The sequence below is a fragment of the Sphingomonas gellani genome, assembly GCF_900110035.1.
Classification (GTDB): Bacteria; Pseudomonadota; Alphaproteobacteria; order Sphingomonadales; family Sphingomonadaceae; genus Sphingomonas; species Sphingomonas gellani.
The window spans coordinates 58,587-73,996 of sequence record NZ_FOCF01000007.1 but is presented as its reverse complement, the minus strand read 5'-3'; the positions used below and the strand labels follow the sequence as shown (position 1 = coordinate 73,996).

Below are 15,410 nucleotides of genomic sequence, written 5' to 3'. Positions count from 1 at the left end.
GGCCGCCCCTGCCCATGATCGTCAGAAGCCGTAGGACAGACGCGCGTACCCGAAGCGGCCGGGAATGTCGTAGGTCGTCGGGTCGAAGTTGTTCAGGCTGCAGCTGAAGCAGGCCGGCGGATCCTTGTCGAACAGGTTGTTGACGCCCAGCGTCAGCGCCATGCTCGAATCCATCCAGGCCGGGCGGAACTGGATCTGGAAGTCGGTGTAGAAGCGGCTCTTCAGCTCGTTCTCGGGCGCGATCTCATGCACGTTGTCGATATAGCGTCCGGTGACGCTGGCCGCGATCGGACCCAGCGACCAGTCGATCGTCGCCAGCCCCTTGAAATGGGGATAGGCCTGGTCCGGCGAACCCCGTTCCGTCCCGACATAGTCGGTGGAGGTGGTGCCGTCCGTGGACGGGGTCTGCTCGGCATATTTGAGCAGGTAGTTGCCCGAGACGTACAGGCCGAACCGGCCCGCGCCGGTTTCGCTGCTGCGCACCGTCAGCGTCGCGTCGACGCCCTTGGTGCGGATGCCGCCGGTGTTGAGCAGCAGGCCGTTGATCGCGGTTACGATCCCGCTCGGGCTGCGACGGATCGCGCCGCAGCTGAGCGCATCGCCCGATTGCGCACAGCGGCTGAGCAGCACCTGCGCCGGGATCGACGCGATCGCGTCGCTGACCTTGATGTCGTAGTAGTTGGCCTCCAGGCTGAGGGCGGAGAGCGCGCCGCCGCGTGCCCATGTCGGGCTGTACACGCCGCCGAACACCAGCGTGCGCGAGGTTTCGGGTTGCAGGTCGGGGTTCCCGCCGGTCAGCACCGGCAACTGGCCGCCCTGCGGTTCGGCATAGCTGCCGTTGGCGGGCACGCCGTTCGCGATGCAGTTGCTGCGCACGGTCGCGTTGCCGGCGAACTGGCCGCCCGTCGCGCTGGTGCAGGGGTCGTCGATCGACGCGTCGAAGCGGGACTGCGCGCCGAACAGCTCACCGATCGACGGCGCGCGCAGCGATTCCGCATATTGCCCGCGCAGCAGCAGGTCGCTGACCGGTTTCCACAGCGCGCCGCCGCTGAACGTCGTGTTGCCGCCAAAGGTGGAATAGTTGGAATGCCGGGCGGCGCCGTTCAGCTCCAGCGACGAGAAGAACGGCACGTCGCGCAGCAGCGGCAGGCGGATTTCGCCATACACCTCGTCGACGTTGAACCGGCCGCTTGCCGCCTGTGCCGGGATGTCGGCGCCCAGGCCGGCCTGGATCACGGGATCCGGGGTGAAGCTGCCATATTGCGCGCGGTGTTCGTACCCGACCGCGATGCCGACGGGACCACCGGGCAGGTCGAACAGTTCGCCCGACAGGTTGGCGGTATAGTCGTTCAGCTTCTGCCGGCTGCGGTCATGCTCGTCGAAGCCGATAAAGGCCAGCATCTCCGGCGTGATCGATCCGACGCCGCCGAAGAAGTTGAACGGCACGCACGGCCCGGTGCACTGGCTGACCGGGCCGATGGCCTGCGCCAGCTTCGCCGAATTGATGTTGCCGGTGAAGAGCTGCTTGGCGTCGTTGTACCCGATCACCGCGTTGGCGTCCCAGTACCAGGTGTGACCCAGCATCTGGAACTTGCCGTCCAGGGTGCCGGTCAGCGACATGGTGTCGACCTGCTGCGAATAGGTGCGCTGTCCCGCCTCCACCAACCGGCGGAAGATCGCGGTGTAGTTCTGGCCGGGTACCAGCGTCACGCCGAACGGGTTGTACGGGTTGGTCGCGTCCACCGACAGCGTGTCGAGCAGGTTGCCGTTGCCGACGTCCGGCCCGATGCCGAGCGGAAGAAAGGCGGCCTGGTTCTGCGAGTTGCGGCGGTTGTAGACCGCCTTCACGCGCAGGTTGAGCGCGTCGGAGAATTCGGCACGGGTGTTGATGAAGCCGCCATAGCGTTCGACCGGGGTCAGGAAGTAGTTGAGCGGCGCGAAGTTGAAGCGGTCGGCGGCCGTGAACTGCTTGAAGTTGCCGGTGGCGAGCGTCGGGTCATAGACCGGCCGGCCGGACACGGGGCCGCGCAGCGTCAGGTTCTGGCCGTTGACCAGGAACCGGCCGAGCGGCGTGAAGCTGGAACAGCCGCCGATCGGGTCCGTGCAGCTGGTCTGTCCGGGATTGGGGAACTGCGAAATGTCGCGGTCTGCGGCGCTGACCGATTTCTGCTTGGTGTAATAGCCGCCAGCCACGACGTGCACGCCCTGACTGCCGATGCCGTAGCTCAGCTGGTAATCCTGCGTCTCGCCGTCATTGTCGCCCAGGAACTGGCCGTATTGCGCGGATGCCTTGAACCCCTTCTGGTTCTGCTTGGTGATGATGTTGACGACGCCGGCGATCGCGTCGGATCCATATTGCGTCGAGGCGCCGGATTGCAGCACCTCGATCCGTTCGATCATGGATGACGGGATCGAATTGAGGTCCACCGTCGCGGGAATGCCGCTTGCCGAGGCGCCATTGACGTAACGAAGGCCGTCGACCAGCACCAGCGTCCGCTTCGGACCCAGATAGCGCAGGTCGAGAACCGCCGAGCCCGCGCCGACGCCGCCACCGTCGGGTGGGTTGCCGAAATTGCCCGAGCTATTGAACTTCGAGTTGAGACCGCCCGATGAGGCGGGAAGGCGCTGCAGTACGTCGGCGACCGACGACAGGCCGGTGCGCGCGATGGCGCTCTCGTCCACGGTGACGACCGGCGAAGGCTGGTCCAGCGGATCGCGCCGGATGCGCGATCCGGTCACGACGATGTCGTCGGCCGGCGCCTCGGTCGCGGCGGGTGCGGTCGGCGTCTGGGGATCGGTCGCGATCTGGGCCGCCGCGCTGGTTGCGATCAGTGCCAGCGACGCTGTTACTGCCATACTCGATGACCGCATCATCCACATCGTCCGGCGCATCGGCATTTCCCTATTCGGTTTCGCAATGCACAATTATTACGCGTGGAATGATCGGCGAGACCAGATGCGAAAGCTGCGTCGCCCACCGGAGATGCATCATTTCGTTAACCATGTTGCAGGAATGTGACAGGTTGGCGTGGGCGCGTGGCAGGAAAGCGACAGCATCCCTGCCGAGTTCATGGCGTTCCACTCTATGGCGGCGGTGAGTGCGCCATGAACCCGGGGGCTGCGTCCCTCGGCTAGCGCGACGCCTGCGTCAGCTTGGTGCCCAGCAACACCAGACGGCTACCGGTGATGCCGAACCAGTGCGGCGTGCCTGCGGGGATCAGCGCGACGTCACCGGGTTTGAGAGCCCGTGTCGTGCCGCCGACGATCCGGCGTCCCTCGATCAGGTCGGGCCGGGTGGTCGATGGCTCGTCCAGGCGTCCGCCCGATATCAGCGTGCCGGACCCCGCCATCACGGTCACATATTCCGCCTGGTCGGGATGGACAGCCGGACGCCCCGGTTTCTTCCATATCTCCAGCGCGACGGCCGTGTCGCCGCTGCGCAGCACGGGCCGCCATGCGAAGCCCTGACCGGGCTTCATCTCCCGCTCCATCGCCGTGATCGTCGATCGGACCTCGGCCGCGCTTGCGAAGGAGGTGGGGTCGTCGGCCGCACCGGCCGGCATCGCGGCTGTCATGACCAGAAGCGGCGCCAGCATGGCGGCGAGGGCAGCGCGGCTCATGCTCGCTGTCCCGACGTCAGGCGGATCGTGCGCCCTTCGCGCGCGGAGCGGTAGATGGCCTCCACGATGCGCATGTCGCGCAGCCCTTCCTCGCCCGACACGATCGGCTCTCGGCCGGATACGGCACAGGTCGACAAGTGGTCGAGCTGCGCGGCGAACTGAGTCTTGCCGGGGCCGGGCGGCGGCGTCACCTCTTGCTCGCGGCCGTCCTTGCCCGTCCATATGCGATTGCCGTCATAGCGGGTCGCCGGCTCCAGCTCGACCCGGCCCTTGTCGCCCATCAGCAGGATGCGGTTCTGATTGGCGCTGTACATCGACAGGCATCCGCCCAGCGCACCGGACGGGAACTCCAGCGTCCAGTCGATCATGTCCTCCACCTCCTTGAAACGGGGATCCTTGCGATCGGTGGATTCGCGTGCGGTGACGGCGATCGGTTCCTCGCCGGTCATGTAGCGCGCCGCCTGCAGGCTGTAGATGCCCATGTCCATCAACGATCCCCCACCGGACAGCGCCCGCTTCAACCGCCACGCGGACGGATCGCCCTGAACGAAGCCATGTTCGGAGCGGACATAGCGGATGCGACCTACGCCTCCGCTTCGCGCGATGCGCATCGCCTCCAGGTTGTTGGGCTCGAAATGGCAGCGGTAGCCGATCATCAGCTTGCGGTTCGCGCGCTTGCAGGCGCCGATCATCGCCTCGCATTCCGCGACGGACACCGCCATCGGCTTCTCGCACAACACGTGCTTGCCCGCCCTGGCGGCGCGGATCGTGTATTCGGCATGCAATCCGTTGGGCAGGCAGACATAGACGATGTCCACGTCCGGATTGTCGCGGATGGTGTCGAAATTGGCGTAGGAATAGATCGAGCGGGCAGGCAGGCCGTGCTCTGCGGCGACCTTCTTCGCCTTGGCGGGATCGCCGCTGACCACGGCGGCCAGCCGGCTGTGCTCGCAATTCTTGAACTGCGGGATGATGACGCCCAGGCCGTAATAGCCCAACCCGACGATCGCATAGCCGAGCGGGCGCGAACGCCCTTGCGCCACCGCGCGCGATGCGGCGGTCAACGCCAATCCGCCCAGCACCAGTTCGCGTCTTCCAAGGTCCATGGCCGCTATCCTTTTCAATCCCGGTAAGGGCTTAGTTCTGTTTGACGCGCTTTTCCGCCGCTGCCCAGCGCGGTTTGAGCCAGCCGCCATCGCTCAGCCAGTCGGCCAGCCGATCGGGCCAGTGCAGGATCGATATCCGTTCGGAATGCGCGCCGATGTTGAAGGCATGGTCGGTGTCGGCGAACAGGTGCAGCTCCGCCGACACGCCCGCATCGCGCAACTGGGTGTAGAGCGTGATCGCTGGCGTTGCGCAGCACTGGTCCAGCGTACCGGCGGCGAGAAAGGCGGGCGGCGCACCGACCGCCTCGCGCGCGGGGATGCCGAGCGGGCCGGGATAGATCAGCACCTGGAAATCCGGTCGCGCGCTGACCCTGTCGATCGGATCGGTCGGTGCGTGCGGGGCCGGCGCGGGATTGTCGGCCACCTGCGTCACCAGCTCGCCGCCGGCCGAAAAACCCATGACGCCGATGCGCGCCGGATCGATGCCGTAATCACCGGCATGCGCCCGCACCCAGCGTATCGCACGAGCCAGATCGGCGGCGGCATCCCGCGCGATCGTGTAGGTCGATCCCGGTTCGCGGGCGAGGCGATACTTCAAGACGAAGCTGGTCACGCCATAGCGGTTCAGCGCCCGTGCCGGCCCGACGCCCTCGTTGACCCATACCAGCATGCGATGGCCGCCGCCGGGCACGACGATGATCGCGGCGCCGTTGGCATGACGCGGGTCCGCAGGAAACACGGTCAGCGACGGCGCGTGGACGTTGTGGATGTAGCTGTTCTCGACCCGTTCGGCCTCACCGCGATGTGCCTGCGATCCCGGCGCGCCATCCGGCCATAGCGGGACCTGAACCGGCGCGGTGGCGTCGGCCTGGGCGAGGGCATTGCCTGCGATCGGCAGCAGGGCCAGCGCGATCGCGGCGAGCCGCCACCGCATCCATGAATGGGAACGCGTCATGACAGGCCTTGTGCGCGCACGCGTGCCCGTCGTCATTACGACCATGGTCGCGCATGATCCGCGCGGCATGATTGGGCTAGGGGGCCGATCACATGTTGCGGGAGGCGATCGGATGAAGGCGATTTTGGCGGCGGGCGTCGCGATGATGCTGGTGCCCGCGTCTCCCTCTGCGGCGAGCGCGCCCGGGGCCCGGCCGCAGGGACGATCGTCATCGGTCTATCTGACCCGGCCCGACGATCCGCGTGCCGTGGTGGTCAAGGGCGTCGGCGACGGCCGGGCGGACGACAGTGCCGCCCTGCAAAGCGCGATCGACATGGCCGCGCGCGAGGGGAAAGGGGGCGTCGTGTTCCTGCCCGCCGGACGATACCGGATCAGCCGGACCATCTTTGTCCGTTCCGCCGTCCGCATCTTTGGCGTGGGGCGGACCCGGCCGGTGATCGTGCTGGGCGACAACACGCCCGGCTTCGCGAGCGGCATCGGCGCGATGCTGAGCTTCACGGGGGAGGACCAGTACCGGGTCGGCGATGTCGCCGTGCCCCCGCCGACCAGCGTGCCGTTCGACCCGAAGATCTTCGACGCCACCTCCAGCACCTTTTATTCGGCGCTCTCCAACGTCGATTTCGAGTTCGGCCAGGGGAATGCGGGAGCGATCGGGGTCCGCTTCCGCGTGGCGCAGCACGGGTTCCTGCGGCACGTCGATTTCCACATCGCGTCGGGTCTGGCCGGCATCTACCAGGCGGGCAACGAGTGCGAGGACGTTCGCTTCTTCGGGGGGCGCTACGGCATCCTGACCGAGAAGACGTCACCGGCCTGGCCGTTCACGCTGATCGATTCGGAATTCCACGGACAGCGCGATGCCGCGATCCGGGAGCATGAGGCGGGGCTGACGCTCGTCAACGTCCTGATGCGCGACACGCCCGTCGGGATCGAGATCGATCGCGGCTATGGCGACTGGCTGTGGGGCAAGGATGTCCGGTTTGAGAATGTCTCGCGCGCCGGTGTGGTCATCAGCAACGAGAACAACGTCTATACCCAGGTCGGTTTCGACAACGCCGTCGCGATCGACACGCCGACCTTTGCCCGGTTCCGCGACAGCGGCCGCGTCGTGCCCGGCGCGGGTGCGCGCTACCGCGTGGCGGCGTTCAACTATGGCCTGACGCTGCCTGGGCTTGGCCGCATGGGCGATTACGCGACGGACATGCGCATGACGCCGTTGTGGCGTGTGCCCGCCCGCGTCGCGCCTGCCATCCGAACTCTGCCGCCGGTCCGCGCATGGGCCAACGTCCGCGACCTGGGCGTCAAGGGTGACGATGCGACCGACGACACCGCCGCCTTGCAGCGGGCGATCGATACGCACCGCGTCCTGTATCTGCCGATCGGGCGTTACCGTGTTTCCGACACGCTGAAGCTGCGCCGGGATAGCGTGCTGATCGCGCTGCACCCCGGCCTGACGCACGTCTACCTCGTCGACGAGACGCCCGCGTTCATGGGGGTCGGCGGTCCCAAGGCGCTGATCGAGAGCGCGAAGGGCGGCAACGCGATCGTGTCGGGGCTGGGGCTATGGACGGGCGGCGTCAATCCACGCGCCACCGCGCTGCTGTGGAAGGCGGGCGCGGCCTCCATGGTCAACGACGTGAAGATCCAGGGCGGCGGCGGAACCGCGCTGACCAAGGGCAGCCCCATCGGTTTCGGCGACCCGCGCGCGCGCTGGGACGGCCAGCATCCCAGCATCTGGGTCACCGATGGGGGCGGCGGCACGTTCGCCGCGATCTGGTCGCCCAACACGCTGGCACAGGCCGGGTTCTACGTGTCGAACACCAGCACGCCGGGCCATGTCTACGAATTGTCTGCCGAGCACCATTATCGCACGGAGATCGTGCTGGACGGCGTGCGCAACTGGGAGTTCCTGGCCCCGCAGACCGAGCAGGAGGTTCGCGACGGCGTCGCCGCGATCTCCACCGAGATCCGCAATTCCAGCAACATCCTGTTCGCCAACTATCACGGCTATCGCGTGACGCGCACCGCCGGCCCGATGGATGCGGCGGTGAAGCTGTACAACTCCGGCGACATCCGTTTCCGCAACGTCCATGTGAACGCCGAGAGCGGTTTTGCCAGTTGCGATGCGAAGGGATGCGGAACGTATCTGCGCGCCAGCAAATATCCGTTCGAAAACGCGATCAAGGACATGACGCGTGGTCAGGAGGTGCGCGAGCGGGAGTTCGCCGTGCTCGACATACCCGCCACCGGCGCCGGGAGTGCGACCGCATCCCCTGCGGCGCCTGTCAAGGACAGCGTCGAGAAGCTGGCCGGCGGGTTCTATTCCATCGCGGGCGCGGGGGTGGACGGGCGTGGCAGGCTGTACTTCATCGACCGGGGGTTCAGCCGCATCCATGGCTGGTCGCGCAAGGGCGGGCTGTCGGTCGTGTCGGACGCGCCGACCGATCCGGTCAATCTGGCGGTGGACCGGTCCGGCAGGTTGCTGGTCCTGTCCTCTGCGGGGCGCGACGGCACGGTGTATTCGATCGATCCCGACACGCCGTTCGACGTTCGCCTGATCCCGCCGACCCCGGTCGAGGCTGGTCGTGAAACCGCCACGCTGCTGCCGGGCAACATCTGGAACAACGGCGAATTCCGCGATCGTATCGATCCGAAGACCTATGAGTTCACCACGCTGGCCGAAATGTTCGCCCGCGACATCGGCCAACCCAAGACCATGGAATATGTCTCCCCCGACGGGTCGATCGCGCTGCCGGCGTTCCGCGTGTGGAACCAGGGTCCGGACGATCATCGGGGCTGGCGCTGGTCCGATGCGCTCGACAGCTACGGCTTCGTCGCCGGCACGCCGGGCGAGCGGGTGTTCGTCGCCAACGGGTCGGAGAACCGGACCTATAGCGGGCTGGTGGGACCGGGCGGCAGCGTCATCGACCTGAAGCCGTTCGCCAACCGGGGCGGGGAAAGCGTGGTGAAGGACGCGGGCGGCAACGTCTATGTCGCGAACGGGCAGGTGTTCGTCTACGCGCCCGATGGCACGCAGACACGGCGGATCGACGTTCCCGAACGCCCGTTGCAACTGGTGATCGGCGGGGAAGATCGGCGGACCCTGTTCATCCTCACCCACCATTCGCTGTACGCGACCGCGCTGTAGCGGCGACGGCCGATGCCCGGCGCGAGCGGGCCGTCAGGGATCCCCGGCGGGTCAGCCGTTGGCGGACAGCGGCTGGTTGGCCATCGCCTGCGCGGCGATCGCCACCTGGGTACGATTGCGCACGTTCAGTTTCCGCATCAGCGCCGTCATGTGCGCCTTCACCGTCGCCTCCGCGATGCCGAGGTCGAACGCGATCTGCTTGTTGAGCAGGCCGGAATGGACGCCGTGCAGCACCTTCATCTGCGTGGGCGTGAGATTGGCCAAAGCGTCAAGCGCGGGGCGGCCGGTCTGGGAACTGCCTTGCATGTCATCCTCGCTCCTCCGGCCTTTGCGCCGGTCTGCGATCGGATACATGCGACGCCGCTGTCCCGATCGGCTGTTGTTGGTCCGAACCGTGCCGCCATCTTTGCGGAATCAGTTGGACAGGTTTCCTGTATGGCGCGCCGAAAACCGACCCGGCAAGGGCTTTCCTGTTGCCGGGCACAAAAAACCTGTCCTACAGGTAATCGTGCCACACCGGCAGGCGAGCACACCGACCTGACAGGTGGCCGGAACGGGTGGGAGGAGGATAGCGGGATGCCGATGGCTTTCGACGTGCGACCGTGGGCGATGCGGGCATGAACCCCGACGACATCCGGCTGTTGCTGGCGGCGCTGTTCGGCATCGCGCTGGCGGTCGTCATGATCGTGAAGGGCCGCCTGCACCCGTTTGTCGGGCTGCTGTGCGGGGCGTTCGCGGTCGGCCTGCTGGCCGGCGTGCCGCTGGCCGAGACGGCGAAGGCGGTGCAGAAGGGCGTCGGCGACATATTGGGCGGTACTGGCCTGGTCGTCGCGCTGGGCCTGTCGCTCGGGGCGATGCTGCAGGTGTCGGGTGCCGCGGCGGCGCTGGCGACGGCGGGGCTGCGCATGACGGGGCCCCGTGCCGCGCCCTGGGCCAGCATGGCGATCGCGATCCTGATCGGGCTACCGTTGTTCTTCGAGACCGGGCTGGTGCTGTTGCTGCCCATCGTCGCGGCGGCGGCGGCGGCATTGCCGGAGGGGGCGGGCAAGGACGCGGCACGGCTGCGCCTGATGCTGCCCGCGCTTGCCGGCCTGTCGGTCGTGCACGCGCTGGTGCCGCCGCATCCGGGGCCGTTGCTGGCCGTCAACGCACTGGGCGCGGACCTCGGCCGCACCATGATCTACGGCATCCTGATCGCGATCCCGACCGCGGCGCTTGCCGGACCGGCGCTTGCTATGGTCACGGCGCGCGGGGTGCGGCTGACCGTGCCGACGGCCAACCGGTCGGAGGTGGTGGTGGCACCGCCGGGGCTGGGCGCCGGTTTGCTGGTGGTGCTGCTTCCCGTGCTGCTGATCGCGGCGGGGGAGCTGGGACAGCTGATGCCGGCACTGGCGGGCTCGCCGTGGCTGGCCGCCGCGAGCAATCCGGTGCTGGCGCTGCTGCTCACCAATCTGGTCGCCCTGCCGCTGCTATTCGGTCGCCGCCTGCGGGATACGGCGATCCAGGACATGGTGTGGCGGGAGGCGATGGGTGCGGCCGGTGCGATCCTGCTCGCGATCGGCGCGGGCGGCGCGCTGAAGCAGGTGCTGGTGACCGCCGGGCTGTCGGACCTGCTCGCCCGTCTGGCCACGCTGCAACAGATATCGCCCCTGTTGCTCGGCTGGCTGATCGCGGTCGCCATCCGCCTTGCGACAGGCTCTGCCACCGTTGCTACGATCACGGCGGTCGGCGTGATGCCGGGCGTGGTGGCCGCCACCGGAGCCTCGCCCGAGCTGGTGGTGCTGGCGATCGGGGCAGGGTCGGTGTTCTTCAGCCACGTCAACGATCCCGGATTCTGGCTGGTACGCGGATATCTTGGCACCAGCACGGCCGACACGTTTCGCACCTGGTCCGCGCTGGAAACCGCAATCTCAGTGGTCGGACTCGCCATGGTGCTGGCGGCGAGCTACCTCGTGAGCTGATGGACGCGGACAAGGGCAGCGAGGCGCCGGCAGTGCGCGCGGCGGCGGGGCGGCCCCCGGTGGGGGAAGGGCGGCTGGCCGACCGGGCTTATGCCGGCATCGTGCAGCTGATCAACGACGACCAGCTGGCGACCGGGGACCGGCTGCCCTCCGAATCCGGGCTGGCGGAGATGTTCGGCATGTCGCGCACGGTGGTGCGGGAGGCGCTGGTGCGGCTGGCGTCAGACGGCATCACGGAGGCGCGCCGCGGCGCCGGTTCCTATGTCAAGCGGCGCCCCTCCGCACGGTTGGGCGCGCATATGCCCATGGCCGACCTGTCCGCGACGATGGGGACGTACGAGGTGCGCTTCGTGTTGGAGGCGGAGGCCGCGCGACTGGCGGCGACGCGTCGTTCGGCCGATCAGCTCGCGGCGATCGAACACAGCCTGTCGGCGCTGCGCCTCGCGCTGCTGTCCAGTGCGCCCGCGCATGACGAGGACTGGCGGCTGCACCGGGAAATCGTGCTGGCCACCGCCAATTCCGCCTTCGTGTCGTTGTTCGATCACCTGCAGGCGGAGGTGTTGCGCATCATGCGGGCAGGCGTCGACATTTCCCGCTCGCGACCGCCCGAGGTGATAGACGCGATGATGGGGGAGCATGAGACGATCGTGGAGGCGATCCGCGCGCAGGACGCCGATGGTGCTGCGCTGGCGATGCGATGGCACCTGTCGCAGGGGCGCAAGCGGTTGATGCCCTGAGCAGCGGTTCGGCCGGTCCTTCCCGTGCGGATCAGACCGGCCGTTCGCACGCCCAGGCCCAGACGGTTTCGCACAACCGGTCGGGCGGCAGGTGCGCGTCCAGGATCAGCGCGCGTTCGTCGGGACCCGGCCGTTCCAGCGCGGAAAGCTGGCTGTCGAGCAGGCTGGCCGGCATGTAGTGGCCCGCCCGGCTCGCCATCCGCCCCGCCAGTTCATGCGGGTCGGCATCGAGCAGCACGAACATGAGTGGCATCGCGGCGGCCGCCTCCAGCCGCTCGCGATAGCTGCGCTTCAGGGCCGAACAGGCGGCGACGGCCAGCCCCTGCGCTTCCGCCGCCTCGCCGATCGCGCGGCCGAGCCGATCGAGCCAGGGCCAGCGGTCCTCGTCGTCCAAGGGCTGACCCGATCGCATCTTGGCGACGCTGGCATCGGTGTGGAATGCGTCGCCTTCGAGGAAGGGGGCGCGCTGCCTTTCCGCGAGAAGCGCGCCCAGCGTCGACTTGCCGCTGCCGCTCACACCCATGACGACGATGGCGCGGGGGGTCATGTCGGTCCTGTTCCGCTGTGCAGGCACGGCCCACCCTGGTTGTTGTGGCGCGACGGTCCCGTGGGGCGCCGCGCGGTTGGCCGCGATATCGAACAGGTCCGCGCACCTGGCCATTACGACCTTGGTCGCGGTCGCCCGCCCGTGTCGGGCAGGCTATCCGGCACAGGCGCCGTTGAAGCAAGCCGCGTGCAGCGGTCGCTGTCACGGTCAGAGGTGGACAGGAATGACAGCGAGGGGAACGATCACGGGATTGGGGCTGGCCGGCGGCGCGGCGATATTGCTCGGCGCGGCAACACCCGCCCTAGGCGCGGAGCGTTCGGTCGCCTCTACGTCCGCCTTTGCCGTTGCGCCGGTCGATGCGCGGGCAGTGACCGTACAGGGGCGCGGCGACGGCGTGGCCGACGACACGGCCGCGATCCAGGCGGCGATCGACGCGGCGGAGGCCAAGCGGGGCGGCGGCATCGTGTTCCTGCCCTCCGGCCGTTATCGCATCACCCGCACCATCTATGTCTGGCCCGGCGTGCGGGTGTTCGGCGTGGGCCGGACGCGGCCGGTCGTCATGCTGGGCGCGGTGACCCCCGGTTTCCAGCGCGGGGTCGGGACCATGGTCTTCTTCCCCGGCAATCGCCCGGGCGGTGCCGCGCCCGGACCCGGCGGCATGGTCGCGCCTACGCGCGTGCCGGTGCCGCCGCCGACCAGCGTGCCGTTCGACCCCGCCATCTCCGATGCCAATTCCGGCACATTCTATTCCGCGCTGTCGAACGTCGATTTCCGGATCGCGGAGGGCAACCCGGCGGCCACCGCCGTGCGTTTCCACACCGCGCAGCACGCGTATCTGAGCCATATCGACTTTCATCTCGGATCGGCGCTGGCCGGCATCTACCAGGTCGGCAATGTCGGCCAGGACCTGCGCTTCCATGGTGGCCGGTACGGTATCCTGACCGAAAAGCCGTCGCCCGCCTGGCAGTATACGCTGCTGGACGCCGAGTTCGACGGACAACGCGACGCCGCGATCCGGGAGCATGAGGCCGGGCTGACGCTGGTCAACGTGACCATGCGCGACACGCCCGTCGGGATCGAGATCGATCGCGGATACGGCGACTGGCTGTGGGGCAAGGACGTCCGGTTCGAGAATGTCTCGCGCGCCGGCGTCGTCATCAGCAACGAGACCAATGCCTATACCCAGATCGGGTTCGAGAATGCGGTCGCATCCGGCACGTCGACCTTTGCCCGCTTTCGCGACAGCGGCAGGACGGTGGCGGGTCTCGGTGGCCGGTACCGGGTGCGGGCGTTCACCCATGGCCTGACCGTGCCGGCGCTGGGCCAGACCGGGCGGATCGACACGCGCATGGACGCCGTCGCAATCGGATCGCTGCCGCGCCGACGCGATCCGGCGATCCGCGCGCTGCCCGCCAGCGCGACATGGTTCAACGTGCGCGACCTGGGTGCGAAGGGCGACAACGCCACCGACGACACCGCCGCGATCCAGCGGGCGATCGATACGCACCGCGTGCTGTACTTCCCCGCCGGCTTCTACCGGGTGTCCGACACGCTGCGGCTGCGCGCCGACAGCGTGCTGATCGGGCTGCACCCCAGCCTGACCCAGATCGTGCTGGACGAGGACACGCCCGCCTTTCGCGGCATCGGCAGTCCCAAGGGGCTGGTGGAGAGTGCGAAGGGCGGCGACGCGATCGTGTCGGGGCTGGGCCTGTTCACCGGCGGCAGCAACCCGCGCGCCACCGCCTTGCTGTGGAAGGCCGGGGAGCGGTCGCTGGTCGACGACGTGAAGTTCCAGGGCGGCCACGGCACCAACCGCTTCGACGGCAGCCGTTTCGATCCGTATAACGACACGCACTCCGCCGATCCCGATCCGAAGAAGCGGTGGGACGGGCAATATGCCAGCCTTTGGGTGACCGATGGCGGCGGGGGCACGTTCAGCAACCTGTGGACGCCCAATACCTACGCCCAGGCCGGGTTGTACGTGTCCGACACCAGCACGCCGGGGCATGTCTACGAAATGTCCGCCGAGCATCACCTGCGTGCGGAGATCGTGCTGGACGGGGTGCGCAACTGGGAATTCCTGGCACCGCAGACGGAGGAGGAAGCGGGCGAGGGGCGTGCCACCGTGTCGCTGGAGGTGCGCAATTCGCGCAATATCCTGTTCGCCAACTATCACGGCTATCGCGTCACGCGGTCGCTTCAGCCCGCGCCGGCGGCGGTCCGGTTGTACAATTCGACCGACATCCGGTTCCGCAACGTCCATGTGAATGCCGAAAGCGGCTTCTCGACCTGCGACGCCAATGGCTGCGGCACCTATCTGCGGGCCAGCAAGTTCCCGTACGAGAACGCGATCCAGGACATGACGCGCGGCGCGGAGGTGCGGGAGCGCGAGTTCGCGGTGCTGGACGTCACCGACGCACCACCGCCGGCCGCCGCCGCGTCGATGGTGCCGGTGCGCAAGCTGGCCGACGGCTTCTATTCGCTGGGCGGCGGCGCGGTGGACCCGGCCAGCGGGAAACTCTTCTTCGTCGACCACAGCATGAACCGTATCCATGGCTGGTCGGCGGCGGAGGGGCTGTCGATCGTCGCCGACGCGCCGCTCGATCCCGTCAACCTGGCGGTGGATCGTTCGGGCAGGCTGATGGTGCTGTCGTCCGACGGGGCTGAAGGCAGCGTCTATAGCATCAAGCCCGGCGATCCGTTCGGCGTCACCGTGATCCGTCCCACGGCCGCTGTGCCCGACCGCCGCGCCGCGCGGGTCGCTCTGCCGGTCAGCCTGTGGAACAATGGCGAGTTCCGCGACCAGTACGACCCCGCCACGGGCCGCTTCACCACGCTGGCGGAGATGTTCGCGCGCGACATGGCGGTGGTGAAACCGCGCGAATATGTTTCGCCTGACGGCAGCCTGGTGCTCCCGGCGTACCGCGTACGGCAGCAGGGACCGGCCGATCATCGCGGCTGGCGCTTTTCCGACACGCTCGACACCTATGGCTTCGTCACCGGCCGCGTCGGTGAGCGGGTGTATGTCGCCAACGGGTCGGAGGATCGCACCTATAGCGGCCTGCTCGGTCCCGGGGGCGCGGTGACGGACCTGAAGCCATTCGCAGAACGCGGCGGGGAAAGCGTCGCCACAGCCCCCGATGGGCGCGTCTTCATCGCCAATGGTCAGGTGTTCGTGTTCGGCGCCGACGGCCGCGAGGCGGGACAGATCGATGTGCCCGAACGGCCGCTGCAACTGCTGTTCGGCGGGCCGGGCGGCCGGACGCTGTTCATCCTGACCCATCACGCACTTTACGCGGCCGAACCCTGAAGGGGGCCGCAGCCGAGAAGCACAACATA

At 68.1% G+C, this 15,410-nt stretch carries 10 protein-coding genes; 4 read left to right on the top strand and 6 right to left on the bottom strand.

The genetic code is table 11. From position 1 onward, the window contains the following. Positions 1-21: 21 nt before the first annotated feature. From BMX37_RS13770 to BMX37_RS13755, 4 genes are all read right to left on the bottom strand, one after another. On the bottom strand, positions 22-2,856 hold the full coding sequence (locus BMX37_RS13770; RefSeq protein ID WP_244501593.1) for a TonB-dependent receptor domain-containing protein: 2,835 nt from the start codon (positions 2,854-2,856) through the stop codon (positions 22-24). 275 nt (positions 2,857-3,131) lie between these two features. Further along, positions 3,132-3,620 carry a cupin domain-containing protein gene (locus tag BMX37_RS13765; protein ID WP_244501592.1) on the bottom strand — a complete coding sequence of 163 codons (489 nt, stop codon included), beginning with the start codon at positions 3,618-3,620 and terminating at the stop codon, positions 3,132-3,134. Further along, complete coding sequence (locus tag BMX37_RS13760) at positions 3,617-4,726, bottom strand: Gfo/Idh/MocA family protein (protein ID WP_093666337.1); 1,110 nt, start codon at positions 4,724-4,726, stop codon at positions 3,617-3,619. The genes BMX37_RS13765 and BMX37_RS13760 overlap by 4 nt, the downstream gene beginning before the upstream one ends. Before the next feature lie 31 nt (positions 4,727-4,757). Further along, the gene (locus BMX37_RS13755) at positions 4,758-5,681 is read right to left on the bottom strand and encodes an alpha/beta hydrolase (protein ID WP_244501591.1); all 924 of its coding nucleotides are present in this window, start codon (positions 5,679-5,681) and stop codon (positions 4,758-4,760) included. Between the two features lie 112 nt (positions 5,682-5,793). Here BMX37_RS13755 and BMX37_RS13750 point away from each other — a divergent pair, with 112 nt between their 5' ends. Then, positions 5,794-8,826, top strand: coding sequence for a glycosyl hydrolase family 28-related protein (locus tag BMX37_RS13750; RefSeq protein ID WP_093666335.1), 3,033 nt, complete (start codon positions 5,794-5,796; stop codon positions 8,824-8,826). 51 nt (positions 8,827-8,877) lie between these two features. On the opposite strand, the gene BMX37_RS13745 is transcribed toward BMX37_RS13750, so the two are convergent. Continuing rightward, entirely contained in the window at positions 8,878-9,132 is a 255-nt protein-coding gene (locus tag BMX37_RS13745; protein WP_093666429.1) for a helix-turn-helix domain-containing protein, read from the bottom strand. A 311-nt stretch (positions 9,133-9,443) separates the two neighbouring features. On the opposite strand from BMX37_RS13745, the gene BMX37_RS13740 reads away from it, so the two are divergent. Together BMX37_RS13740 and BMX37_RS13735 are read left to right on the top strand one after the other, a co-directional pair. Next, positions 9,444-10,787, top strand: a complete 1,344-nt coding sequence (locus BMX37_RS13740) for a GntT/GntP/DsdX family permease (RefSeq protein ID WP_093666428.1) — start codon at positions 9,444-9,446, stop codon at positions 10,785-10,787. Positions 10,788-10,846: 59 nt separating this feature from the next. Beyond that, a complete protein-coding gene (locus BMX37_RS13735) occupies positions 10,847-11,524 on the top strand; it encodes a FadR/GntR family transcriptional regulator (protein WP_093666427.1) in 678 nt (225 codons plus the stop codon). 31 nt (positions 11,525-11,555) lie between these two features. Here the strand turns inward: BMX37_RS13735 and BMX37_RS13730 are convergent, their stop codons facing one another. Further along, positions 11,556-12,071: a gluconokinase gene (locus tag BMX37_RS13730; protein WP_244501590.1), complete on the bottom strand. Its 516-nt coding sequence runs from the start codon at positions 12,069-12,071 to the stop codon at positions 11,556-11,558. A gap of 223 nt (positions 12,072-12,294) precedes the next feature. Between BMX37_RS13730 and BMX37_RS13725 the strand changes: the two genes are divergently transcribed. Further along, on the top strand, positions 12,295-15,381 hold the full coding sequence (locus tag BMX37_RS13725) for a glycosyl hydrolase family 28-related protein (protein WP_093666334.1): 3,087 nt from the start codon (positions 12,295-12,297) through the stop codon (positions 15,379-15,381). The last annotated feature ends 29 nt before the right edge of the window (positions 15,382-15,410 follow it).